The sequence below is a fragment of the Saprospira grandis DSM 2844 genome (genome assembly GCF_000275825.1).
In the GTDB taxonomy this organism is placed as follows: Bacteria; Bacteroidota; Bacteroidia; order Chitinophagales; family Saprospiraceae; genus Saprospira; species Saprospira grandis_A.
Genome location: NZ_JH719942.1, coordinates 3,188,987 through 3,212,933, shown reverse-complemented (window position 1 = coordinate 3,212,933; position 23,947 = coordinate 3,188,987). Strand labels below are relative to the sequence as shown.

General features: G+C 47.0%; 17 protein-coding genes. 4 read left to right on the top strand and 13 right to left on the bottom strand.

Going from position 1 to position 23,947, the window contains the following annotated elements:
• Positions 1–67 precede the first annotated feature (67 nt).
• Together SAPGRDRAFT_RS14520 and SAPGRDRAFT_RS14515 are read right to left on the bottom strand one after the other, a co-directional pair.
• Positions 68–1,333 (bottom strand): hypothetical protein, encoded by a 1,266-nt coding sequence (locus SAPGRDRAFT_RS14520; RefSeq protein WP_002660003.1) that lies wholly within the window; start codon positions 1,331–1,333, stop codon positions 68–70.
• A 40-nt stretch (positions 1,334–1,373) separates the two neighbouring features.
• Positions 1,374–1,961, bottom strand: a complete 588-nt coding sequence (locus SAPGRDRAFT_RS14515; RefSeq protein ID WP_002660002.1) for an RNA polymerase sigma factor — start codon at positions 1,959–1,961, stop codon at positions 1,374–1,376.
• A gap of 242 nt (positions 1,962–2,203) precedes the next feature.
• Here SAPGRDRAFT_RS14515 and SAPGRDRAFT_RS14510 point away from each other — a divergent pair, with 242 nt between their 5' ends.
• Entirely contained in the window at positions 2,204–2,713 is a 510-nt protein-coding gene (locus SAPGRDRAFT_RS14510; RefSeq protein WP_002660001.1) for a hypothetical protein, read from the top strand.
• A 483-nt stretch (positions 2,714–3,196) separates the two neighbouring features.
• Here the strand turns inward: SAPGRDRAFT_RS14510 and SAPGRDRAFT_RS14500 are convergent, their stop codons facing one another.
• From SAPGRDRAFT_RS14500 to SAPGRDRAFT_RS22980, 5 genes are all read right to left on the bottom strand, one after another.
• Positions 3,197–10,546 (bottom strand): gliding motility-associated C-terminal domain-containing protein, encoded by a 7,350-nt coding sequence (locus tag SAPGRDRAFT_RS14500; RefSeq protein ID WP_002660000.1) that lies wholly within the window; start codon positions 10,544–10,546, stop codon positions 3,197–3,199.
• A 247-nt stretch (positions 10,547–10,793) separates the two neighbouring features.
• Positions 10,794–11,090, bottom strand: coding sequence for a hypothetical protein (locus SAPGRDRAFT_RS14495; protein WP_002659999.1), 297 nt, complete (start codon positions 11,088–11,090; stop codon positions 10,794–10,796).
• Positions 11,091–11,161: 71 nt separating this feature from the next.
• Positions 11,162–12,235 (bottom strand): M56 family metallopeptidase, encoded by a 1,074-nt coding sequence (locus tag SAPGRDRAFT_RS14490; protein WP_002659998.1) that lies wholly within the window; start codon positions 12,233–12,235, stop codon positions 11,162–11,164.
• A 9-nt stretch (positions 12,236–12,244) separates the two neighbouring features.
• Positions 12,245–12,613, bottom strand: a complete 369-nt coding sequence (locus tag SAPGRDRAFT_RS14485) for a BlaI/MecI/CopY family transcriptional regulator (RefSeq protein WP_002659997.1) — start codon at positions 12,611–12,613, stop codon at positions 12,245–12,247.
• Positions 12,534–12,758: a hypothetical protein gene (locus SAPGRDRAFT_RS22980; RefSeq protein WP_156001940.1), complete on the bottom strand. Its 225-nt coding sequence runs from the start codon at positions 12,756–12,758 to the stop codon at positions 12,534–12,536. The genes SAPGRDRAFT_RS14485 and SAPGRDRAFT_RS22980 overlap by 80 nt, the downstream gene beginning before the upstream one ends.
• Here SAPGRDRAFT_RS22980 and SAPGRDRAFT_RS14480 point away from each other — a divergent pair.
• Positions 12,757–13,308, top strand: coding sequence for a glycoside hydrolase family 73 protein (locus SAPGRDRAFT_RS14480; RefSeq protein ID WP_002659996.1), 552 nt, complete (start codon positions 12,757–12,759; stop codon positions 13,306–13,308). The two genes, SAPGRDRAFT_RS22980 and SAPGRDRAFT_RS14480, sit on opposite strands and share 2 nt — an antisense overlap.
• 216 nt (positions 13,309–13,524) lie before the next feature.
• Here SAPGRDRAFT_RS14480 and SAPGRDRAFT_RS14475 read toward each other — a convergent pair whose 3' ends face one another.
• The 4 genes from SAPGRDRAFT_RS14475 to lpdA all read right to left on the bottom strand — a co-directional run bounded on the left by SAPGRDRAFT_RS14475 (position 13,525) and on the right by lpdA (position 19,045).
• Positions 13,525–15,762, bottom strand: coding sequence for a prolyl oligopeptidase family serine peptidase (locus tag SAPGRDRAFT_RS14475; protein ID WP_002659995.1), 2,238 nt, complete (start codon positions 15,760–15,762; stop codon positions 13,525–13,527).
• Between the two features lie 164 nt (positions 15,763–15,926).
• On the bottom strand, positions 15,927–16,334 hold the full coding sequence (locus tag SAPGRDRAFT_RS14470; RefSeq protein WP_002659994.1) for a DUF4332 domain-containing protein: 408 nt from the start codon (positions 16,332–16,334) through the stop codon (positions 15,927–15,929).
• 53 nt (positions 16,335–16,387) lie between these two features.
• Positions 16,388–17,203, bottom strand: coding sequence for an IS5 family transposase (locus tag SAPGRDRAFT_RS14465; RefSeq protein ID WP_002657728.1), 816 nt, complete (start codon positions 17,201–17,203; stop codon positions 16,388–16,390).
• A 423-nt stretch (positions 17,204–17,626) separates the two neighbouring features.
• Positions 17,627–19,045, bottom strand: a complete 1,419-nt coding sequence (gene lpdA / locus SAPGRDRAFT_RS14460; RefSeq protein WP_002659993.1) for a dihydrolipoyl dehydrogenase — start codon at positions 19,043–19,045, stop codon at positions 17,627–17,629.
• 139 nt (positions 19,046–19,184) lie between these two features.
• Here lpdA and SAPGRDRAFT_RS23545 point away from each other — a divergent pair, with 139 nt between their 5' ends.
• Positions 19,185–19,367, top strand: a complete 183-nt coding sequence (locus tag SAPGRDRAFT_RS23545) for a GrpB family protein (protein WP_253271335.1) — start codon at positions 19,185–19,187, stop codon at positions 19,365–19,367.
• Positions 19,367–19,726, top strand: coding sequence for a GrpB family protein (locus SAPGRDRAFT_RS14455; protein ID WP_253271334.1), 360 nt, complete (start codon positions 19,367–19,369; stop codon positions 19,724–19,726). Before SAPGRDRAFT_RS23545 ends, SAPGRDRAFT_RS14455 begins: the two co-directional genes overlap by 1 nt.
• Before the next feature lie 66 nt (positions 19,727–19,792).
• On the opposite strand, the gene rnr is transcribed toward SAPGRDRAFT_RS14455, so the two are convergent.
• Both rnr and SAPGRDRAFT_RS14445 read right to left on the bottom strand, forming a co-directional pair.
• Positions 19,793–22,753, bottom strand: coding sequence for a ribonuclease R (rnr, locus tag SAPGRDRAFT_RS14450; RefSeq protein ID WP_002659992.1), 2,961 nt, complete (start codon positions 22,751–22,753; stop codon positions 19,793–19,795).
• 601 nt (positions 22,754–23,354) lie between these two features.
• Positions 23,355–23,909: a hypothetical protein gene (locus tag SAPGRDRAFT_RS14445; RefSeq protein WP_002659991.1), complete on the bottom strand. Its 555-nt coding sequence runs from the start codon at positions 23,907–23,909 to the stop codon at positions 23,355–23,357.
• Between the last annotated feature and the right edge of the window lie 38 nt (positions 23,910–23,947).

The following is a 23,947-nucleotide window of genomic DNA, read 5'->3' as shown; positions in this document are numbered from 1 at the left end:
TTTGAATTGTTTGTAAAAAGCGGGTAGCAAAAAAGAGCCCTGAGGGAGATGACCTCAGGGCTTCATTTTATTCTTTCAACTTTAAATCTCGGATGGCTCGCACATTAGAAAGTCGGTTACGATGTTGTAGATACTGTTGTTGTCTTGTTTTCAGGAAACCTCTTTCCTGCAAAATAATTAGGGTATATCCCTGTAGAGAGGGCTGTAAAATAATTTTATTGGGTAAATCCGCCTGATCGTTTTGTTCAAAGATAATTCGTTCGGTATCAAACTGGCTAAGCATATAGCGAGCGGGCAAGCGGCTATCATCTAGGGGAAGGTCTAAAAACACTTGTCTTAGGTCTTCATCATAAAAGATGCGCATTCGTTCTTCAAATATTTTGTCGTCTCCTTTTTTCAAGACGGCAATCCCTTCTATAACATTGGGGTGGAGTAACCGCCAGCGTTCGATAGAGGTTCCGGCCTCTGGAGTTTGGTCTTCATACTCTCCTAGCAGCCATTCAAAGAGCTGAATACGAGGATGAATTTTATGCTTTTGGGCTTTTTTTCGAGAGCGTCCCTTAGCTTGTTTTTTGCGCAAGCCTCTTTTATTTTCTTCTTCTAGTTGCTTTGGGGCGGCCTTAGCTATATTTTGCTCTTGCAAAGCCTCTATTTGAGGGCCTAGGCTTGGGTCGGCAGCTGGAGTTTGGGCATAATTTCTTGGAACAGTGGGGCGCATTTTGGGCAGGGGGTAATCAGCCTGTTCTTCGGCCTGTTCCTGCAGTAATATGGGTTCTTCTTCTGGAGAGGCATCTTGGGTTAGCACAACGAGTTCATCAATAGGCTGCTCTTTTAATTTGGTCAGTTCATTTAGGTCCTTGTCGGCCAAAGGCTTAGCTGATTTTTCTTGTGCTGCCTGCAAAATCTTCTGGGCCTGTTCTTTTTCCTGTGCTTCAAATTGAGCCTCCTGCTCTTTGGCATTTAGAGGGAGGGCCTCGCTTTCTGCCTCTTCCTTAATTGCTTCGGCTAATAGCCCTCTGTCAGAAGGTTTCGCCATCTTTTGGGCCATTTTTGGAGCTGCTTCTTGCTCAAAGAATAGCGGGCTGGCCAGTAAGATAGCGGCCACAATAGATGCTGCTGCAAAATAAGGTGCAAACTTGAGTATAGCCCCCCTAGGCCGAGCGGCAGATTTTGGAGAAATTTGCTCAAACCTGGGCAAGTCCTCCTGAGTACTACTGCCCTCAGGCTGGTCCAATTCTCCGCTAATGCGAGACCAGAGATCCTGGCTAGGCTGTTCGTCTAGCTTATCGGCATTCTCTCGAAAGAGCTTAGAGATATAATCCTCTCGACTCATAATTTAGTGTGTATAATAAGATGTTAATAATGGGATGATTCTATTTCATGCCCCGGATTTGCCGGGCCGCCTCCACTAAAGTACGCATCTTTTTCTTGGCCAAAATCAATTGCGACTTTGAGGTATTGATGCTAATCCCCAACATTTCTGCAATCTCTCGATGCTTATAGCCCTCTACCACATAAAGATTAAACACCGTTCTGTAGCCCGTAGGCAATTGCTCCAACAAGGCCAAAATTTCTTTAGCCGAAAGCTCGTCCTCTACGCTAATCTGTACCGCCTTCGCAGGCACTTCCGTAATTTCTACATGCTCGCTAAACCGATACTTTTTACGTAAAAACATTAAAGCCTCATTCACCACAATTCTGCGAATCCAGCCCTCAAAACTTCCCTTGCCAGAGTACTTGTCTATCTTTCTAAAAACCTTGCAAAAGGCCTGCACTAAAACCTCCTCCGCATTTTCAGTGGTTTTTACATAACGCCGACTCAGACCAAACATTTTGGCAGAGTAACGCTGGTAAACCCGCTCTTGTGCAAGATGATTCCCCGCACGACATCCTTCTATGAGTTCCTCTTCGGTCACGGTTTTGGTGCTTTGATGTACAGAATAACTACGAGCTGCTGGCATAAGATGATGTTTTCTTTCTCTCTTATAGATGCAACTATCCAAAATTTAGGTGTAATACCAAAAGCAAAATTACTATTATTTATATCATTCTTCTATAGGTTGACTTTCTTTTGCCTCTGCAGCCTACAGCTAGGAAGAGCCAAATGCCTAGGGGAGTTGTTTTTATTGCTCGGTTATAATAAGTAATAAAAAAAACCGACCTTTAGGTCCGAATTTAATTCTCAAACATAAATTTGCATTTTATGTCTATTATCACCACTGCCCAATACATCCTAGAAGACCTACAAACCGCTATCGAACAACTCAACGACGAGCAGTTTGCTAAACCCAATAGCCTCATCAACGCCTCTGTAGGCCAACATAGCCGCCATATTATCGAGTTCTTCCAATGCCTAGAAGAACAAACTCCAGAAGGTAGCATCTGCTACGATTTGCGCCAACGCAAAACAGAAATCGAAACCTCTACCCAAGCCGCTAGCCTTGCGATCGATGGCATTCTCGCTTGGCTACAAACAGAACCCCAAGAACAAAGCCTCCAACTATTAGTCGACCATAGCCTCGCTAAAGAGGAACAGGAAAAAAGCCCCATCCAAAGCTCTCTACACCGCGAAATCGCCTTTAATGTAGAACATGCTATCCATCATATGGCTATCTTTAAAATTAGCCTCAAGTATGCCTACCCCAATATCGAATTAGCCGAAACTTTTGGCTTAGCTCCCTCTACTTACCGCCACCAACAACGACAAAGTTAGTTGGTTTAGGCTCTTCTATATTATGTCCTCCAATGGTTTCTAACTAGTTGGAGGACATTTTTTTTGGGGCCTGCCGCCTTCGGCGGCCGGGCCCTTTCGGGGCTCGCAAGTCTGCTCGGCCCTGCAGCCCTGCGGGCTTTGGTCTGGCCTTCGGCCACCCCTTCAGGCCCCTAGGCCAATCCTCCCCTACTGCTCAGCTACAAGCCGCTTCGCGCCTTCAAGCTTCGCAGGCTCGCGCCAAGCGCGCCCGGCCGGCGGCTGGCGGCGGCCACTTCCTCCCTACTCTTCCCCTACATTGCCCCTCAATATATTCCATTTCAGGCCCAGTTCTCCCCTACGCCGCCCCCGCCTGGGGGCTGGGCTCCTTTGGCCTTGGGGGCCAAAGCGCCCAGCATTACGATGCCCCCCTCCGGGGCGCATCCCCATAAAAAAAGGGCTGTCGGGGAAAACCCGACAGCCCTTCACTACATCATCAACTCAGCACTAACGAAGCAAATTCACCGCCCCGTTAATCACTGCCGTCTCTCCATCAATATAAAGCACCTCAGCATACCAAGCATAAGCCCCAGAATTCATTGGCTTGCCCTTAAAGCTACCATCCCAACCCTGTTGAGGATCATTAGGATCAAGGTCTACACCTTCATACACCAACTCGCCCCAGCGGTCATACACTCTAAACACCAACACCTGCTCCACCTTCTCATCACCCTGAATAAAGAAACGGTCATTATTCCCGTCACTATTCGGCGTAAAGGCCGTAGGTGCAGCTGCATTTCTAGGCTTCTCCATCTTCACCACAATCGAGCTATCCTGCACACAGCCAGAAGCATTCATGGCCGTAAACTGATAAATCCCCGACTCATAAGGCGTCAATGAAGTCTCCAAACTACTATCCAGCAATGCGCCAGCGTTAATCTCGCTCCACCACCAGCTAGCTGCAGTCGTATCATTCAAATCCGCAAAAAGCGTCAAGGTATCCCCATACTCTAGCACATACTCCACTTCGCCCGAATCTAAAGCCGGACCAAAGCTCGTGATAAAGAAGGGATCTGCCGCTTCTACCGTCACCAAAGTATCAAAGAGACAACCATTGTTATCTTGGACATACAAAGGATAAATCCCTGCTTCCAAGCCCACAAAAAGATTCCCCCCCTGAAACGTCAAGCTATCTAGACTATAAGTATAGCCTCCCAACAGCGTCGATCCGCCCGTTCCATCCAACTGAATGCTTCCGTTCGCATCGCCCACACAGGCCACGCCTGTAATACTGAGGTTGCCAATACCTACTTCCGTCGGATTCGCCAAGCTAATGCTCGTATCTACCTTACATCCATTGGCATCTTCTACATTAAGGGTATAGTTGCCTGCCGCTATGCTATCCAAACTAGGCGTTAGCGCCCCATTGGACCATAGATAATTGTAAGGCGAAGTTCCACCAGCTACCGTAGAGCCCAATGCTCCTGTACTATTGTTGTAGCAATCTACCGCTCGAACTTGGTTCAAACTCAACTCTAGTTCCGCAGGCTGACCCACTAGATAGCTAAAGCTATCCACACAACCACTAATCGATTGGACCACCACGCCATATTGGCCAGCAGCTAGGGCCGTAATGCTTGTGCCCACAACACCATTGCTCCAGTAACTCGCCTGCAAAGGCTCATTCGAGTTCGTAATGCTAATCGCACCCGTAGAGGCCCCATAGCAATCTACATCATCAATCGCTACCGTAACGCTCAAGGCCAAAGCCTCTTCCACTACTGCCGTATCTACCTGCGTACAACCATTCAGGTCCGTTACACTCACATAATAAGTGCCTGCAGAAAGGCCAGTCGCTACATTCGTCGTCTGACCCAAAGGATCTGACCACTGATAGCTCAAGGTGCCTGTTCCTCCTGAAGCCGTCACCTGAGCGCTTCCATCTGCGCTGCCTGTACAGCTGGCATCTGTTACATTCACCATCTGGCTCGTGATTCCTGAACTTTCATTTACCGTTGCCGTACGGACCAGAGAACAACCATTCGCATCTGTAATCGTCACGCTATAGCTGCCTACGGTCAAGTTCGAGTTCACATCGCTGCTCGCTCCATTCGACCAAGCATAAGTATAGTCGCCATTGCTGTTTGGCGTTCCACCGCTCACAATCGCGGTAATTTGACCAGAGGCCCCACCAAAGCAAAGCGCATCGGCCGTATTTAGGGTCGCCACTAGCTCACTAGCGGGTTCACTCACAATAATCTGACTGTTAGTCAAACAACCATTGGCATCCGTTACACTGACCACATAAGTCCCTGCGGCCAAACCGCTGATACTTTGGCCCGTCATTCCATTGGACCAAGCAAAGCTATAAGGCAAGGTTCCTCCACTCAAGAAGACCGTGGCCGTTCCATCGGCGCCTCCCTTACAGTTCACCGCCGTCATCCGAATTGTATCGACCACTAGGGCCGCAGGTTCCACCATATTGACATCCAATGTCGTGCTACAGCCATTGGCATCCGTTGCCGTTACTGTATTTACGCCAGCGCCTAGGCTCGTTGCCGTCGCTGTAGACTCCCCATTGGGCCAGAGATAAGTATAAGGGGCATTTCCTCCGCTAGCGACTACTGTAGCCGATCCATTTTGATCGCCATTACAGCTAGGGTTACTGCTCGATACAAAGCTCAATACGACAGGATCGGGGTTTTGTAGCAAGACTTGTGCTGTTACAGAACAACCTTGACTATCCACTACCACCACAGAATAAGCGCCTGGCGCTAGGTTCATCGCAGTAGCCGTAGTTTGTCCATCAGACCAAAGGTAAGTATAAGGGGTAGTTCCTCCTGTGGGAACAGCCGTAGCGCTACCGCTATTCGCTCCAGCACAGGCCGCTGTATTGGTGCTAATCGTTGTGCTCAACAAGCTAGGCTCGCTAATCACAATACTTTCTACGAGCTGACAGGCATTGGCATCGGTGACCGTCACACTATGCGTTCCAGCCGACAGACCAACGGCAGTAGCCGTTCCTTGGCCATCGGACCAGAAGTAAGTGTAAGGCGTTGTTCCACCTTGTACGCTTACCGTAGCATTGCCATCTGTACTTCCGTTACAGCTAGGCGCATTAGCGCTCATGCTAGCCGTTAGGGCGGCAGGCTCTTCTACTTCCGTAGTAGATACCATATCGCAACCATTGGCATCGGTGATGGTCACCTCATAAGTACCAGCCATTAGGCCCGTAATTGTGGTTCCCGTCATACCATTGTCCCAGTTGTAGCTATAAGGAGGAGTTCCACCACTAGCGCTTACGCTAGCCGTTCCATCGCTTCCTCCGGCACAAGATACATCTGTATCGCTTAGGCTCAACTGAATGGCCGTGGGCTCCGTAATTGTTACCGAAATGGGCAATACACAGTTATTTCCATCTCGGACCTCTACCGTATAGGTCCCTGCACAGAGCCCCGTAAAGTTATTATTACTGCTAAATACATTGCCTGTTTGTCCAGGACCTAAAATCCGGTATTCATAGCCATTTACGCCCAAAGTACCTGTTCCAGATACTGCCGTAGCGATAATTTGGCCATCGCAATCATTAGCACAAAATACATTCACTTGTTGGATCGTCGCATCCAAAGGCACTGGATCCGCCAAGCTGATGCTATCAATAGCCGTACAGCCAGAAGCATCCGTTACCGTTACGGCATAAGTCCCTGCTGCCAAGTTGCTAGCAATTGTGCCATTTTGGGCTTGGGCGCCAGACCAGGCATAAGTATAAGGCGCAATGCCACCACTAGCCGTAACCTGAGCCGCTCCATCTGCAGCCCCGGGGCAGCTGATGGCAGCTCCATTAAAGTTCGAGTATTGTTGAACGCTAAGAATAATCTCTGCAGGTTGGCCAATAGTAATTGTATTACTAGCAGAACAAGCACGGCTATCTGTAGCCGTAAGCGTATAAGTTCCTGCTCCAACATTACTAAGATCTTCCGTAAGCTCTCCATTGGACCAAACATAGCTATAGTTGGGTGTTCCGCCCTGAGCATCGGCATCAATATTAGCATCTTCTTCACCAAAGCAACCTGCATCATTTGATCCGAGGAAATTAACTTGAACTGCAGTAGCAGGCTCTCCAATCAAAGCATTATCTGTAATTGTACAGCCATTGAGGTCTGTTACCGTTAGGCGGTAAGTGCCAGCCGTCAAGTTATTGTTAATAGCTAAACCACTGTTACTAGGCGCCCAACTATATACATAAGGAGTAGTACCTCCGGTCACTGTTGCCGTTGCTTGTCCGTCATTACCAAAGCGACAACTTACAGAGTCTGTAGCTACGCTAAGTTGTAAAGGAGCAGGGCTGCTCACCTGAGCGCTATCTATATAAACACAAGCATTGGCATCTGTAACCGTCACATAGTACTGTTGTGCAGACAAGCCAGTAGCTGTTTGTGTTGTTTGGCCATTAGACCAGTTATAGCTATAGCCAGCGGTTCCGCCAGTAGCGTTCACAGTAAGTTCGCCATCTGTATTATAAGAACAACTAATGCTATTCGCTGTAAAAGTGGCACTGATCGCTGTAGGCTCTGTAATCTGAATACAAGTATCATGAAAGCAACCATTTACATCGGTCACTGTCACACAAATAAGACCAGCAGCTAAGCCAGTAGCTGTTTGTGTTGTTTGTCCATCGGCCCAAAGGTAAGTATAAGGTGCAGATCCATTGGCTGGGGTAATCGTAGCCGTAGCATCAGTTCCAGCTTGGCAAGAAACCATATTAGCGCTTGCGGTAGAAGTAATCACGACTCCATTACTCACTACAATACTATCAATAAGCTGACAGCCATTGTCATCTGTTACCGTTACGGTATAAGTTGCAGCGGCTAAGTTACTAGCAGTAGCTGTAGTTTGAGCATTGGGATCATTCCAGAGATAAGTATAAGGGGCTGTACCATCTGCAACAGTTACGGTGGTGCTTCCGCTAGCTTGTCCAAAACAAGCAGCATCTACTGCACTGAGGCTAGCAGAAAGTGCTGCAGCGGGCTCATTCACCACAATAGAGTTTGTATACAAACAAGCATTAGCATCTGTAACACTAACTGTATAAGTTCCTACCGTCAAGTTGTTGGCAGTAGGGGTATTCTGAGCATTGAGATCACTCCAGAGATAGGTATAAGGGGCAACCCCACCAGTAACTACAGCAGAAGCAGATCCATCTGAACCAGCAAAGCAATTAACGTCGGTATTACTCATTGTAATGGTTACCGCAGTGGGTTCAGAAATGACTAGTTGGTCCGTTACACTACAGCTATTAGCGTCTATAATCGTTACATTATAAGTTCCAGCAATAAGATTTGTTGCTGTTGCTGTTGTTTGGTTCAGTCCATCATCCCAGCTATAGCTATAGGGAGTCGTTCCACCTTGTGGAGTTGTTGTTGCTTCCCCATCGTTGCCTGTATTACAGCTAACATCTTGGCCCGTTGAAGAGATAGATAGGGCCGTAGGCTCTCCGATAGTTACAGTAGTACTCACGCCACAAGCCAAGCTAGCATCATTTACTTCAAAAGTATAAGTACCGGCGGCTAGTCCAGAAAAGCTCGGACTAAGCTGTACAGTGCCTAGAGTTGGTGCTGTTTGTTGGAAACTCAAGCTTCCGATATCATTACTTACTGAAAAATCTACGCTACCATCTGCAAAGCCGTTACAGCTTGCATCTGTTTGGTTATTTACAGTAAGAATAAGCGGACAACTTAGGCTTGTACAAGTAATAGAATCAATAGGGTTGGGACAAATGCCTGTACCGCCTAAAGCGCGCACATAAATATGCACCGAAGTGCTAGGGGCCAAGCCGCCTACAGTATGGCTAAGTGTTCCAGTTGGGCTGATCCAAGTTAGACCAGAGTCTAAGCTTATCTCGTAGCCAGTAGCCGAAGCCACTGCGGCCCAATCAAATGTAATATCATTAGCAGTAGTGTTTCCACAGCTTAAGGTTGGAGCAGCAAGCGAGCTACCTACCTCAATGCGAATAGAGTCTACATACGTACAGCCCACAGCATCCGTTAAGGTCACACTATAATCTGAGCTCACTGTTGGTCCAGCTGCAGGGTTGGCGCAGGTCGTACAGCTCAAATTGGGTCCAGACCAGAGGTAGGTATTGCTAGCCGATGAGGGCGCAAAATGGATAGACCAGTTATTGATTGTTCCAGCAGCCCCCAGCGAATTATGCGATACGGCCAGAGACCAAGTTCCATTACTTGCTCCTAGGTTGAGGTTAGAGAAGGGTTCTTCTGGACTAAGGTCAGCATCGGCGGGAATTACCGTAAATGGTCCCGCGTAAGCGGTTACAGGGGTTGCTGCTGTAGGATAAAAACAAACATTGGTATAAGCTCCTGTGTTGATTCCTCCATTACCGCTAGATAGATCGATACTATCTCCTGCTGGAGAGACCAAAGTCAAGTTAATATTAGACGTAGGGTTATTGGTAATATCTACACAAACCGAGTCGATACTTCCACTAGTAAGGGTTAGGGGCGAAACGCCAGCCACCGTAATATTCGAGCGAACATAGCCGCCAAAGTTAAGGCCTACGCTATTCGGATTGCTAAATACAGAAGGCGTTGTTATGGCCCCAGGTAAATTAGCGGAGAGATAAGTAGAGTCGCCATTACAAACGGTATCGGGAGCGGCCGTAATTAGCGTAGCTCCTGTATCGCAGCAGACGATCACGGTTTGCAGTTCGGTTCCTACACAGCCATCGCCACTATCCCAATCATAGCGAATAGCGTGCACGCCACCGCCAGCGACAGCGGGATCCCAGCTAGCTGTACCATTTCCATTATCGACCACTCCTGGTCCAGAAAAAATACCTGTGCCTTCAGGCGTACCTAAGTTAATAATGGTACATCCGGCCCCACCATTGAAGGTAGTATTAGAGATAATTGTATTGGAGCCCGACATGCGGATTTCGTTAATAAATGTTCCACTACTGGCCAAATCACACCACTCCATAGAGTAGGAAGTAGCTGGATCTAGATACTCAATAGTTGTTTGGAACTGGCTATTATTGGGCAGTTGGCCTTGATAGTTCCCCCCTGTATTAGAAGGTCCCCAATAGGCAATGATATTCCCCGTTGCATTGGGTCCATCATATACGCGCAAAATATTCTGCGTAGCAGAAAAAGCGTCGGTGATAATATCAAAATAGAAACCAGGAGTAATTCCGAGATTACCTGGAGATGCGCTAGTGGGGTCTGCAGTTAATGCCACTGCACTGCCCGTACAATCATAAGGACTATTAGCCGTAAGGTCATTAAACTCTACAGGGGCACAGGGCAAAAGGATACTACAGTCCGTAGATCCTGTTCCACCCGTTTGGTTTGCCGAAATTTGGGTCGATTGATTCGAGAAATTCGTAATCAACAGAATATAGACATCTCCTGAGGCGGCATTGTTAATAGTTACTGTTTCAAAGGCGCTAGCGGAGTAGCTACAAGACTCAATAGCGCTCCCGGCGCCCCCATTGCCGAGGTTGCCGCATTGGCCGAGGGCTACACCCAAGTTATTAAATGGTCCATAGAGGATAAAATCCACATCTACGGAGTTGGTATTGACCAAATCAATAATCAAGTTACCGGGCTGATCAATTTGCAGGTAATACCAGGCGGGGTTAGGCTGAGAGCCTAAGCAGCCGTAGTTATTGCCGGCTGGGGCGGCGGGTTGGTTGGTCCCTGCGGGGAAGGTAACCCCCGATCCAGAACAAAAGGGCTCTGAAGCGGCACAGGTATTTCCCTGGGCCGAGGCTGCTGCTGGCATCAGTAGCATCGCCAAAAGTGGTAAAAGGAAAAACCGAGTCATCTGCTGGTAGGATAGCATAGATTTTAGCTTGATTTAAGAGGCTATAGCCTCTAAGCGATAAAAAAAAGCGCTAGGCGCTTGATTTGTGGGGGATAATATACGGTTCTACAGGCCCCGAAGGGGCCGCAGGCTTAGGGATGGATAGCAGTGGCCCGAAGGGCCAGACCGAAGCGCTTTAGCGCTGAAGGGCCGAGCGAACAGCGAGCTGCGACAGAGCCCGACCCCGAAGGAACTGAGGGGGAAGCCCCTCCTCCTTCTGCATCTTCTATTTAGTCGCCGTTTTTTGGTTGGCTAGGCGAGCTCTTTCTTCATTTTCTAGGGCCAGCGCTTTTTTGCGGCGAGCGAGGGCGGCCTCATATTTGGCCACCGTACCGTCGGCAATGCGGGCTGGATTTTGTTTGGCCTGCGCCAGTTCTTTTTCTAGGCGATTTACTTCCTCTGCATTTGTAGGCAATTGGCGAATATTTGTACTAATTTTTGGGCCAGTTTGTTGTTGCGCCTGAGCCGAATGCCCTATAAAAAGCGCTACAACGACGAAGGCAGAAGCAAATATATTTTTCATTTTCTTTTAGTTTAATTGATCTTAAAACGTATGCATTGGCTATTCTGCTGTATGTCCTTATATAACGTAGACTAGCCGTTTTCTGTATTTTTGAGCGGTAAAAACTGCTCTTTTTTTATGCTTGTAGGCTGCTCTAACTGCCGATGTAGCGGGAAATAAAGGCTAACGGAAAGCAGAAAAAGCCCTGATAACAAACAGATTTGCAAGAGTTGAAACTGCTTTTTTGTACATCCTTTTGGGGCGGCCTGAAAAAGCAGTGCCTCTAAACGTCTTTGCAATTTTTTCTTAGCCAAAAAGAAGGCCAAAGCTTGTCCTTTTTGCTGAAAGGCGGTCATCTTGAGGAGCATTTCGGCATAACTTCGGCGGCTGGGCAGCCGCTGAGCGGCATAATCATCGGCCAAAAGTTCGTTGATTTCCAAGAGTTCTTTGCGAAAAAGGTAGTAGAGCGGATGCCAAAACCAAAAAATTTGCAGCAGGCCCAAAAAATATCCGGCCCAGCTATCTCGGCCCTTGAGATGGCCCAACTCATGATAAAAAGCGGCCTCTTGCTCGGCCTCAGTAAGGCGATCTAGGGCCGGCGACCATAAAATGTAGTGCCGCAGCAGGCTAAATGTGCTAAAAGGATAGACCTTATAGCCCTTGGGGTAAAGCATCTGGTAAGAGAGATTTTCTAGCTGTCGGTCTTCGGCATAGGATTGTCGCCGCAGCCAAAGCAGGCCCCCAAAGCGCCATAAAAAACGCAGCAAAAAGTAGCTAGCAAAAAGCAAAAACAGCCATTCTAGGGCTCCTCGAAGCTCCATCATACGGTCATAATAGGGGTTGGGCTGAAAATCGACTATAGCGGCCTTTTGCTTGATTTCGCAATGGCAAACGCCCTCGCTATTATTGGCCGATTTATAGCAAGACAACAACTGCGGGTCCTCAATATCCACCTGATTCCAGCCCTCATAGCTCTCATAATCAACCCAGGTTTTCTCAAAATGATGCTCCAAAGAAGGCATGAGCATAGGCAAAAGCAAGGCCGCCAACAAAAAGGTCCAAATAAATAATTTTCGATTCTGCCAAGACAACTGCTTTCTTAAGGCCCAATAAAAAAGTGCCCCCGCAGCCAAAAGTAAGGCAGAAAGTAGTAGAAAAATTAGCATAAGCAGATTTTATCGGTCCAATAATTTTTTGAGCTCTTCTAGCTCCGCATCCGTCATGTTTTCCTGCTCAATTAAGGCAGAAAGCAAGGACTGCACAGAACCCGAAAAGACCTTCTCTACGGCATTTTCCAAAAAGTCTTGCTGATAACTTTCCTTAGACACCAAGGGGTAATACTGATGACTCCGCCCCTTTTCCATATGCCCAATGTACTTTTTTTTATCTTGCAAAATGCGCACTATCGTAGAAACGGTATTATAGGCCGGTTTGCTGGCCTCGGGCCAATGCGCCAAGATATCTTTAATATAGGCCCGCTCCAATTTCCATAAAATATCCATCACCTTTAGCTCCAAAGGCGTGAGCATAATTTTCTTTTCCATAAGCTTTAGTTATTTTTCTGCCCAAAAATAAGGCTTTTTCTGCTTTGCCTAAAAGTTCAATGCTAAAGACCACAATATTTAGCCCAAAGGAACGTCTTAAAGCCCGAAAAGTCACTTTTTTATCCGCAAAAACAAAAGTTTTCATGTACGCATCCTTCTCTAAATTATTGGCCCTTTGCCTCCTCCTTAGCCTTTCGGCTTGCCATCTTCTCAAAATCCCCAGCAACAATAACAACAACAACTCAAGCAGTGGCAGCGCCACAGCCACCGCCTCAGCCTATATAGAACGCTTCAAACCCATTGCTATTGCCGAAATGAAGCGAACTGGCGTGCCCGCTAGCATCAAAATGGCCCAAGCCATCCTAGAATCTGGCTATGGCCGTAGCGAACTAGCCAAAAATGCCAATAATCACTTCGGAATCAAATGCGGCAGCGGCTGGAGCGGCAAAACCTATCAACTCCGCTCCAAAAATGCCTGCTTTAGAGCCTACAGTAGCGCCGAAGAAAGCTTTAGGCAACATTCTGATTTTCTCCGAAATGGAAGCCGTTATGCCGACCTTTTCAAACTCAAAACTACCGATTATAAGGGCTGGGCCAAGGGCCTCCGAAAAGCCGGCTATGCCACTTCTTCCTCCTACCCTAGCAAACTAATTGAGCTGATTGAACGCTACCGCCTGCACCAATATGACCAATAATCAGGTCTTTTAAAATCTGGGGCCTCCGCAGCAAAGCTGCGGCGCTACGTTTCAGGGCTCGCTATTCGCTCGGCCCTTCAGCGCTAAAGCGCTTCGGTCTGGCCTAAGGGCCACCCTTGCACATCGCTAGGCCATAAAAAGGCGGACAAGCCGCCCAAAAACAGCAAAAAGCCAGCAGCTCTAGAGCTGCTGGCTTTTTACTGCCCGCTAATCAGGCTAATCCATCAAATTGAACTGCATAAAGGCCAATTTGTCTACAATTTCCTCTATCCGCTGAGCGGTGGGCTTGCCCGCTCCATGTCCCGCCGAACGATCAATGCGTAGCAAAGCAGGCGCATTGCCCTGGGCATTGGCCTGTAGGGCCGCCGCAAACTTAAAGGAATGTGCAGGCACTACTCGGTCGTCATGATCAGCGGTCATGACCATAGTAGCCGGATACTTTTGGGCCTTTACATTATGTACAGGAGAATAAGCGTATAGATGCTTAAACTGCTTTTTATCGCTGCTCAAACCATAATCTGCCGCCCAAAAACGACCAATGGTAAACTCCTGATAACGGAGCATATCCAAAACGCCCACAATCGGGAAAGCCACCTTGAACAAATCTGGGCGCTGCGTCATGCAAGCCCCAACCAATAGTCCCCCATTAGAACGGCCCTCTATGGCCAATTTACCGGGGTTGGTATAGCCCTCCTTGACCAAATACTCGGCTGCTTGGATAAAGTCATTAAATACATTTTGCTTATTTAGCTGCGTTCCCGCCTGATGCCAATCTTTACCATACTCTCCTCCTCCTCGGATATTGGCCACGGCAAAAATACCGCCCGCCTCTAATAAAGGAATGCGCTCTAGGGCAAAAGAAGGCATAATGCTAATATTAAATCCGCCATAACCATAGAGTAAAGTGGGGCGTTTGCCATCTGCTTTTAGGCCCTTTTTATGGGTAATGAACATGGGAATCCGAACGGTTTCTTTTCCGTTTTTGTAGGTATAAAACACCTGTCGCGTTACAAAGTCTTGGGGGTTAAAGGCCAATTTTGGGGCCTGCCAAGTTTCGCTTTTTCGGCTTTTGAGCTCAAAGGTACAAGCGGTGGTAGGAATTGTAAAGGCGCTCACGCTATAGCTACCGCCTTGGCCATTGGGGAAAGCCCGCAAGCTACCAATATCTACCGGGCTATCGCTACCCAAAACCTTGGGCAAATGCAAACGGCCCTTATATTCGCCCTTAGCATCATATACCCGTAATTGGTTGCGTACATCTTTGATGTAGTTGGCCACAAACTGATCGCCTAGCATAATGACCGACTCTAAAGCTTCTTTTTGCTCGGGCAAGATGGGGCGCCAATTTTTCTCTTCGGCCTGTTTGAGGTCAATTTCTAGCAATTGGTAATTGGGTGCTTTATAATTGGTCTTAAAATATAAACGGCTGCCCTTATTATTCACCAGGCTATAATCATAATCAAAATTACTGACCAAGACCTCAATGCCCGCATCTTTCTGCTTGAGGTTTTTGTAATAAATTCCATTGCCACTAGTACTAGCTGTACTATAAATGAGGAGATAATTTTCATCCTCGGTCACTTCTGGGCTAAAATTATAATTCGGGTGACTTCTATCGGCAAAGATGAGTTCATCTTCTGCTTGTTTTTGGCCCAAACGGTGGTAATATAGTTGATGGAACTCATTTTTGCGGCTATATTTATCCTCTGCTTCATTGGCATCATAGCGGCTATAGAAAAAGCCATTTTCAAACCAGCTCACATTAGAGTAGCGCACCCAATTGATCTCATCGGCCAATACTTTTTTGGTTTTCAGGTCCATTACCTTGATTGTTCTCCAGTCGGAGCCTGACTCACTGATGGCATAAGACAAATAGCGGCCATCTTTAGAGAACCAAAGGCCCATCAAAGAAACAGAACCATCTTTAGAGAGAGTATTGGGATCTAGGACCAATTCTTCTTTGAGGGGGCTCAAGCTAGCTGAGCGGTAAAGCGGCGATTGATTTTGTAGGCCTGTATTTTTGGTATAATAATAATAGTTCCCTTCTTTTCTGGGCGCCGAATAGCGGTTATAGTTCCAGATTTTTTCTAGGCGATCTTTTAGGGCTTCACGGCCGGGGAGCGCATCTAGATAATTGCGGCTCAACTTTTCTTGTTTGGCCACCCAAGCTTCTACTTTGGGGTCGGTATCTTTTTCGAGCCAGCGGTAAGGGTCGGCTACTTTTTGGCCAAAATAATCATCGCTTTGGTTTCCCTCTTCTGTTTTGGGATAAACCAACTGCAATTTATCGGGATGAATCAGTTGCACTGCTTCTTTGTTTTTGGGGGTTGTTATTGTTGTTTCCTCTTGGGTTTCAATGGGCTCAAAAGTCCGTTTGGGGGCAGAAGGCTGGCAAGCCTGCAGGCCCATGAGGCCCAAAACGGCTAGTGAAAGGGTTATTTTTTTAGCTTTCATTATATCGGTTTTGTGTAGGGAAACTGTTTTCGCTCAAATGTTTGTATAAGGTATAAAAATGCTGTTATTTTTTTGGCCTCTGGCTCATTTTTTCTGCATTCAATAAAAAACCGATAGCAGCTTTATGCTACTATCGGCTAATGATTATTTTGGCTTGGCTTGTCCTAATAGCTCATTTTAGGTTCTAATTCTTTGGCTTGATCGATAAAACCTTCTACTTGTTCTAGGCGGGGGACCGCTCTGGTGAGTTTTTTTTCGGCATTGACCTCGGTCATTTTTTGTTGTAGATTTTCGGCCTTGCGGGTCCGTAATTCTTTGATGGTATCTACGCCGGCGGCTTTGAGCAATTCGGCAAATTGGCTAGCTACGCCTTTTATGCGGAACATATCGGCCATGCCGGCCCAGGCCAGAATGCGTTTTTTATCGATGCCTGACTTATCGGCTAATTCTTGGCGGCCTTTGGGGGTACAGGCTGCATCTAGTAGGCCTTCTACGGTGCTGATGCCTGCTTCGGCTAATTTTTCTTGGTATTTAGGGCCAATTCCTTCGATAGCAGATACTTTAGTTGCCATAATTAACTTTGATTTGGAGATTATAAAAAGACTATTGTTAAAGCTGAGTTTGTTTAAAAATTTCGTTTTAGGAAAATAAGTATAAAGGCTAAATAGTGTAGACTCGCCCAGTTGTCGGCTTTTCTTTCAAAACGAATGAGTAAAATTTTGAATGCGTCAATCCATGCGTTAGTTCGCTCAACAGAAAAGCGTTCTTTGTAAAGTTCCTCATCTATAATATCTTGATAATAAGCTTTTTTTCTATTTCTTTTGTTGTGGTCAATATTAGGGATAATGCCCATTTTTTGGCAGTTTTCTCTAAGTTTTTTGCTATCAAACCCTGCATCAGCATTCATAAATAAACCATCAGGAGAGATGTCTGAAAGCTGCAGATCGGCAAGCATTTTTTGGAAATGACTCTCGATTTCAAACAAATCATTATGGTTTCCCGCAAAAGGCGGAGACATAGCGATTGGCAGCCCATTTTTATCTGTGAGAAAGAGAGCATTTGTGGTTTTGGACTTTTTTCGGCCCTGATAACCCACAGCTTCGCCCCCTCTTTTCGCTGGGGTATGACTTCCGTCAAGCTGTATACTAGATAAATCTAAACAAGATTTTTCATGGGCTAGAAATTGGATCCACACTTTTTGCCAAATACCAGACTCGGACCAGCTATTGAAGTAGTAATATACTGTTTGCCAGCAAATTAGAACTTCGTCAAAAAAAGATTGTATCGGTAATTCTCTCCACTGACAACCTGTTTTAAGCCTATAAATTATCGCTTTAACAATTTGCCACAGAGGCGCTTTGGTTTTTCGAGCCAATTTTTTTTCGGGAAAAAATGCTAATATTTTTTCCGTAATAAATTCTTTTGATAAATTCACAACCATGTTGCAAAGCCTTTTTTTGTTTTTGTCGTAATCAACAATAATAAGCGCTTTGCAGCATTTTTTTTTGCCTTAGTCTAGCTGCTGACTAAAAAATTTAAACAAGCTCGCTAAGTTTTTTTGTTTGGGGCACAAAAAAGCCACCCTTTTTTTTTGAAGAGGGTGGCTTTTTCTTTAGTGCTCATTTTGGCGTCCTACAGGCCCGAAGGGCCGCAGGCCTAGCGATGTGCAGGGGTGGCCGTAGGCCAGACCGAAGCGCTTTAGCGCTGAAGGGCCGAGCGACCCGACCAACGGGAGCCGACGCAGCGAAGCAAGTAACAGCGAGCCCTGAAACGACAACAAGGCCTTTAGGCCGCAGTTCGATGACCGAAGGGAATAACCGCCGCAAGGCGAAGCCGCAGCGGAGGCCCCAAAATAAGAGCTACTTTATAGGTGAATGACTTCATCATAGGCGGCGGCGGCGGCTTCCATCACGGCCTCAGACATTGTGGGGTGAGGGTGAACGGTTTTGACCAGCTCCATGCCTGTAGTTTCTAGTTTGCGGACGGCCACGAGTTCGGCCACCATTTCGGTTACATTGGCGCCCACCATATGGCCACCGAGCAACTCGCCATATTTCTTATCAAAAATTAGTTTGACAAAACCGGCATTATCGCCAGCGGCGCTCGCTTTTCCGGAAGCGGAGAAGGGGAACTTACCGATGCGCAGTTCGTAGCCAGCGGCTTTAGCTTGTTCCTCCGTCATGCCGACAGAAGCGACCTCGGGCCAGCAGTAGGTACAGGCGGGAATATTGTCATAATCGATCGCTTGAGGGGCGTGCTCAAACTTACCCTCTTTATAGGCGATAGCTTCTACACAAGTGATTCCCTCGGCGCTAGCGACATGGGCCAAAGCCTGAGTTTCTAGTACATCGCCGATAGCATAAATGCCGGCGACATTGGTGGCATAGACCTCATTGACCTCGATATGGCCTGTTTTGGTTGTTTTGACGCCTAGATTGGCCAGGCCGATATTTTCGGTATTGGGGCTTACGCCTACAGCAGAAAGGACCAGATCAACGGTGACTTTTTCTACTTTTCCTGTTTTATTGTGTTGGATTTCGACCTCACAGCCTCCGTTGGCCAAAGGAGTAACCTTTTGCACGGCGGCTTTGGTTTTAATCTTCATTTTGGCCTTTTTGTAGACCTTAGTAATTTCCTTAGAGACATCTACATCTTCGCGGGGAAGGATATTATCTAGATACTCGACCACGGTCACCTCAGTGCCCATACTCTTGTAGAAATAGGCGAACTCCATACCGATAGCGCCAGAGCCCACCACCAACATACTTTTGGGTTGTTTGGCTAGGGTCATGGCTTCGCGGTAGCCAATTATGTGTTTACCATCGATGGGTAAATTGGGGAGTTGGCGGGCGCGTGCACCAGTAGCCAGGACAATATGTTTGGCCGAATAGGTTTTCTTTTGGCCATTTTCCTCGCTTACTTCTATTTTTTTGCCGGGCAACAGCTTGCCCTGGCCCATAAGGACCGTAATTTTATTCTTCTTCATCAAGAAATTGACGCCGCCGCTCATTTTTTGAGCTACTCCACGGCTGCGTTGCACCACAGCAGAGAAGTCGCTTTTGGCCTCACTTACTTGAATGCCATAATCAGCAGCATGCTGAATATAATTGAATACCTGTGCACTTTTGAGTAGTGCTTTAGTGGGAATACATCCCCAATTGAGACAAATACCACCAAGGGCTTCGCGTTCTACAACAGCTACTTTATACCCTAATTGAGAGGCCCGAATGGCCGTTACGTATCCGCCAGGGCCGCTGCCCAAAACAATGATATCAAAATCCATATTGAAGCATAGTTTTAGTTAAAAAGAAAGGATGATCTTTCTGGCAACAAAGGTACAGGTTTTAGTTTAAAAACAAAGCCTGTTTTGAAGAAGAGCGTTATAGTAGAGATCCCTACCTTTGCATTTAAAACAATAGTCTATGAACATCAGAACGATTGAAGTTTGTCCTTATCGGGAGGACTGGCCCCAGGCCTTTGCCAAAGAAAAGGCGACCATTTTGAGTATTTTGCCTAAAAACATGCTGGTCCAAATTCATCATATTGGGAGTACTTCTGTGCCTGGTTTATCGGCCAAGCCCATTATTGATTTATTGATTTATTGATGGAAGTAGATAGCTTAGAAGAGCTAGATTGGGCGGCCCCAAAGCTAGAACAGCTCGGTTATTTGGTCAAGGGAGAGTTTGGTATTCCTGGCCGCCGTTACTTTCAAAAGGAAGAAATAGAACGCAGTCATCAGCTACATGCTTTTGTGTTCAACTCTTATGGGGCCAAGCGGCATTTGGCTTTTCGGGACTATCTTCGGCAGTTTGCGGAACATCGGCAGGCCTATGAGGCCATAAAATTGGAAGGGGCTCGTATGTATCGCTTTGATCCAGCTGCTTATGTGGCCCATAAAAATGATTTCATTCAGCTACATGAGCAAAAAGCCTTGCTTTGGGCCGAGGCGCAGGAAAACCAATAGTTAATTTAAGAAGAAAGCCGCCTACACAGTGGTGCAGGCGGCTTTTCTATGCTATTTAGCTTTGGCTTATGGCTTTTCTAGGGCCCAGTTCCAAGCTTCTTTTTTTGCTTTTTTGTTGTAGCTCGTGCTCAAGCTAGGGAAGAAAGCGAAGCGTAGTTTTTTATTGGCCAAAGGCATATAGCCTCTAAAGACGCGAATTTCTCTTTTGCCAGAGTTTACGGTCAGTTCTTCTAGTCCTCGGATCAGGCCATTTTTGACCAAATAATTCTTTAGGCGGGCCGAGAAGCAAAGCACTTGTTCTGCCTGCAAATAAGACATCCAGTCAAAGAAGAAGGCTTGGCAGCGCATGAGGTCTGCAGAGCTAATATTCGACTCTTTCTCTGTATAGAAAGGGCAATAAGCGGTATCCGTCAATTGGTCCAAAGAGAAGTTGGGAATATAAGCCTTTAGCTCGGGCATAATCTTGGCCCATTTCTTCTTATCGATTTCGCCATCGGGGGCGGTCATTTGTGCGGGATACTCCTGCCCTTCTTCGGCGAGCCAAGCATACTGTAAAAGGACCGTTCCTTTGCGGTGAATCGTAGAGCTGGCTAGTTGATAGGTCCAATTGCGTTCTGCTTCTGCATTTTCCTGGCAGATATCGCTACTGCCAAAGGTTTCGGCTAAGCGAATATAGAGCTCGTCTAAATCGGTACGGCGAACTGCTTCAATCTCGACTACCTCATTTTTGCCTTCTTCTAGTTTGGGGCGCAAATCTTCCTCGCTCAAGTTGAGTTCGGCGATAGCATCTTCTGCGGGGACCATTTGGAAATCCACCTGGCGTTTTTCCAGATTGGTGCTCGCTACCCGTACCCAGATGGGGTCTCCCATTTTGAAACGTTCTGAAGAAGAGCGAATATGAAAACGGTCTTCTTCTAGCACAAATTGATCGTACATATTTTCAAAGCGGAGCATCCCTTCACAGAAATTCTCATCTAGGGCGACAAAAATACCGTATTCGGTCATGCCCGTAATATGGCCCTGAAAAACCTGGCCCAAACGGCCTTGTAAATATTCGGTTTGTTTGTACTTGATTGACTCTCTTTCGGCATCCATGGCATTTCGCTCCTTCTTGGAGATATGTCCACAGATTTCTTCTAATTTCTCTGAGGTATAAGGCGGCTTTTCATGCATTAAGAAATGCTGCAAATTTCTATGCACCAATACATCTGCATAACGGCGAATAGGCGAAGTGAAATGCGAGTAATCTTCAAAGCCAAGGCCGTAGTGCCCAATATTTTGGGTAGAATAAGCTGCTTTTGACATCGTGCGGATGCCCAACTGATGCAAAACGGCATGCTCGGGTTTGCCCTCAGCGGCTTTCAGCATCTTATTAAAGGCGCCAGCCACTTCCTCTACATCCTGAATTTTTAGGCGGTAGCCCAATTGAGCGGCAAATTTTCCAAAACCATTGACCTTCTCCATATCGGGCAGGTCGTGAATGCGATAAACAAAAGGAACCTCTTTGCCTCCATTGCGGTAGATGTTCATAATCTTGGCTCCTACGCGTCGGTTGGCCAATAGCATAAAGTCCTCGACCAACATATGGGCATCTTTGCGATGCTTGAGGTAGACATCTACGGGTTTGCCATCTTCATCTAATTTGAAGCGTACTTCTGGCGACTCAAAACTGATGGCTCCTTTCTTAAAGCGGGCTTTGCGCAAAATATGCGCATAGCGATTGAGGATGCGCAGCTCTTGGCTGTAGGGTCCTTCTGCCCCATCCAAAATTTCTTGGGCCTCTTCATAGGCAAAGCGCTGGTCCGAATGGATGACCGTTTTGCCAAACCACTCTTCTACCACATGGCCTTTGGCGTTGAGCTCAAAAAGGGCCGAAAAAGTCAGTTTATCTTCATGCGGGCGCAAAGAGCAGACCCCATTTGATAGCTTTTCGGGGAGCATGGGTAAAACGCGGTCGACCAAATAGACAGAGGTGGTCCGTTTGGCCGCTTCTTTATCTAATGGGCTTCCCTTGGCCACATAATAGGTTACATCGGCAATGTGGATACCGATACGATAATTGCCATTATCCAGCATTTCTACAGAAAGGGCATCATCAAAGTCCTTAGCTGTAGCGGGGTCAATGGTAAAAGTAGGAATTTGGCGAAGGTCTAGGCGCTTTTGGATTTCTGCTTCGGGAATTTCCAGAGGAATAGCTTCTGATTCGGCCATAACTTCTTCTGGGAAATCGAGTTCGAAGCCCTGTTTAATCAGGATAGACTTCATTTCGATATCATTGCCGCCGGCTTTGCCCAAAACGGCTGTAACGACCCCCTTGGGGTTATCATTGCTATTGGGTTTGGGCCATTCGGTAATATGTACTACTACCTTATCATCACTTTGGCCTTCCATCAGGCTGTTGCGGTCCACAATAATATCCATAGGGACCGTATTCTCATCGGGGATGACAAAGCAGAAGCGCTTAGAAACGACCAGCGTACCGATAAAGGTTTCTCTGTTTCGTTTTAGGATTTTCACCACTCGGCCCTCGGGTTTGCCTCGGCGAGAGAGTCGCCATTTCAGCTGCACCAAATCGCCTTTGAGGGCGCCTTCCAATGCGCCTTGAGAGACAAAAACATCTCGATCTAGTTCTTCGTCATCGGGGACAACATAGGCTGCTCCAGAGCGGGTGGGGTCTACGGTTCCGGTAGTCATTTTCCAGCTAGAGCCTTTTTTGCGATTATCCTGCTCCTTTCGTCCAGAATGGCCTTGATCATTGCGGTCATTTTCTACCAATCGTTGTTGGTAAAAGCGGTCGATGCGGTAGCGGTTACCTCTAGCGAGAGGATAAATTACGCCTTCTTCTTGCAGGGCATCTAGGGCCGATTGCACAGCATCTGAGCTATTGGCAATCGGTAGTTTTCTAACAATATCTTTCACGCCCAGGCGGGCCTTATGGTCATTGATAAAAAGTTTAGCAATTTGACTTTTCAGTTCTCCGCTGCTCAATTGCTTCTTCTGCTTGGGTTTATTTTTTTTATATGCCATATTTTTTTGTTTAGTGCTGCTCTTTGGGCCCTGGCGGGGCCATACTGAAAACAGAGCAGTTGGGCGGCCTGCCTTTGCAAGCCTATATTGATTGAATCGGGCTGCCTCAATTTTCGGAGGCCTTATACCCAGTTTATGCTAGTCTTTTTTTGTGTATCTATTGGACTAGTCTTTTTATGATTGATTTGGGGCTGCCCCTTCGCTTCGCTCGGGTCGGGCTGTGTCGCAGCTCGCTATTCGCTCGGCCCTGCAGCCCTTTGGGCTTTGGTCTGCCGCCTTTGGCGGCCCTGCTGTCCATCCCTCAGCCGTTAGGCCCTGCGGGCCTTTTGGGGGCATTCGTTTAAAGCGCTTTAGCTTATTTTAAGTTCGGTTTTGGGGGAATATTATTTGGTCTAGGATTGTTCTTGTCTTATTAGGGGTTTATGTCTAGGCCTAGATTGGCCCAGCGCTGCGGAGCGGGTGGCCCACAGGGCCAGACCGAGGCCTTTTGCTGCTTTGCAGCAAAAGGCGAAGGGCCGAGCAGGCTTGCGAGCCCCGCAGCATAGCGGCGGCCGACCTAGGCGCAGCCTAGCCGGCCGCGGGCCCCAAAAAATTAAAAAGATTATACATCTTCTAGAATTTCTCCATCTAGGGTAATTTGCAAGCGTTTGCTTTGCGTAGTATTTTCTTTGAGCAGTTGGCCTTGGGCGTCGATATGGCCCTCTACTCTTTGGATGCTCCAATCTTTGGCGACCGTGCAGACCATTTGTTTGATGCCATCTTCTAGGTAAAGCGTTCCGGCTAAAATTTTATGGTCAATAATGTGGCCAGCGGGCGAGAAAGTGGCTAAAAAGTAGGCGCTCCCTTCCAAAGAGGCCTGCCAATAGACCAGGCCTAAGAACTTTTCGCTTTGGGCTAGGCAGAAGCAGGGCATAAATTCGGTAAACTCGTCTAGTTCTTCGCCATGCTCCAGCACAAACTCGTACATCCAGGCGGCATTTAGGGGTTCATGAGCTTCTGCGATGAGTTTTTCGGTATCAGAGCTAATGCTTAGAGGAAGTTCTACGGCTGGAAAAAAGTTCAAGAAATTTTCAAAACGCAGCTTTTCTTTCTTTTTCGGGATAATTGGGCTGGTTGTTCCTTGGAATCCCTCTTGATGTAAAAGCATTTTCTGCATCTAGGTACTATACGTTTAATTAATTGATTAAAGCTAAG

Coding starts and splice junctions, on each gene's coding strand:
- SAPGRDRAFT_RS14520 (WP_002660003.1), bottom strand. CDS start 1,333: ATGAGTCGAGAGGATTATATCTCTAAGCTCTTTCGAGAGAATGCCGAT.
- rnr (WP_002659992.1), bottom strand. CDS start 22,753: ATGGCATATAAAAAAAATAAACCCAAGCAGAAGAAGCAATTGAGCAGC.
- SAPGRDRAFT_RS14500 (WP_002660000.1), bottom strand. CDS start 10,546: ATGCTATCCTACCAGCAGATGACTCGGTTTTTCCTTTTACCACTTTTG.
- SAPGRDRAFT_RS14510 (WP_002660001.1), top strand. CDS start 2,204: ATGTCTATTATCACCACTGCCCAATACATCCTAGAAGACCTACAAACC.
- SAPGRDRAFT_RS14455 (WP_253271334.1), top strand. CDS start 19,367: ATGGAAGTAGATAGCTTAGAAGAGCTAGATTGGGCGGCCCCAAAGCTA.
- SAPGRDRAFT_RS14445 (WP_002659991.1), bottom strand. CDS start 23,909: ATGCAGAAAATGCTTTTACATCAAGAGGGATTCCAAGGAACAACCAGC.
- SAPGRDRAFT_RS14470 (WP_002659994.1), bottom strand. CDS start 16,334: ATGGCAACTAAAGTATCTGCTATCGAAGGAATTGGCCCTAAATACCAA.
- SAPGRDRAFT_RS23545 (WP_253271335.1), top strand. CDS start 19,185: ATGAACATCAGAACGATTGAAGTTTGTCCTTATCGGGAGGACTGGCCC.
- SAPGRDRAFT_RS14480 (WP_002659996.1), top strand. CDS start 12,757: ATGTACGCATCCTTCTCTAAATTATTGGCCCTTTGCCTCCTCCTTAGC.
- lpdA (WP_002659993.1), bottom strand. CDS start 19,045: ATGGATTTTGATATCATTGTTTTGGGCAGCGGCCCTGGCGGATACGTA.
- SAPGRDRAFT_RS14490 (WP_002659998.1), bottom strand. CDS start 12,235: ATGCTAATTTTTCTACTACTTTCTGCCTTACTTTTGGCTGCGGGGGCA.
- SAPGRDRAFT_RS14495 (WP_002659999.1), bottom strand. CDS start 11,090: ATGAAAAATATATTTGCTTCTGCCTTCGTCGTTGTAGCGCTTTTTATA.
- SAPGRDRAFT_RS14515 (WP_002660002.1), bottom strand. CDS start 1,961: ATGCCAGCAGCTCGTAGTTATTCTGTACATCAAAGCACCAAAACCGTG.
- SAPGRDRAFT_RS14485 (WP_002659997.1), bottom strand. CDS start 12,613: ATGGAAAAGAAAATTATGCTCACGCCTTTGGAGCTAAAGGTGATGGAT.
- SAPGRDRAFT_RS14465 (WP_002657728.1), bottom strand. CDS start 17,203: ATGGTTGTGAATTTATCAAAAGAATTTATTACGGAAAAAATATTAGCA.
- SAPGRDRAFT_RS14475 (WP_002659995.1), bottom strand. CDS start 15,762: ATGAAAGCTAAAAAAATAACCCTTTCACTAGCCGTTTTGGGCCTCATG.
- SAPGRDRAFT_RS22980 (WP_156001940.1), bottom strand. CDS start 12,758: ATGAAAACTTTTGTTTTTGCGGATAAAAAAGTGACTTTTCGGGCTTTA.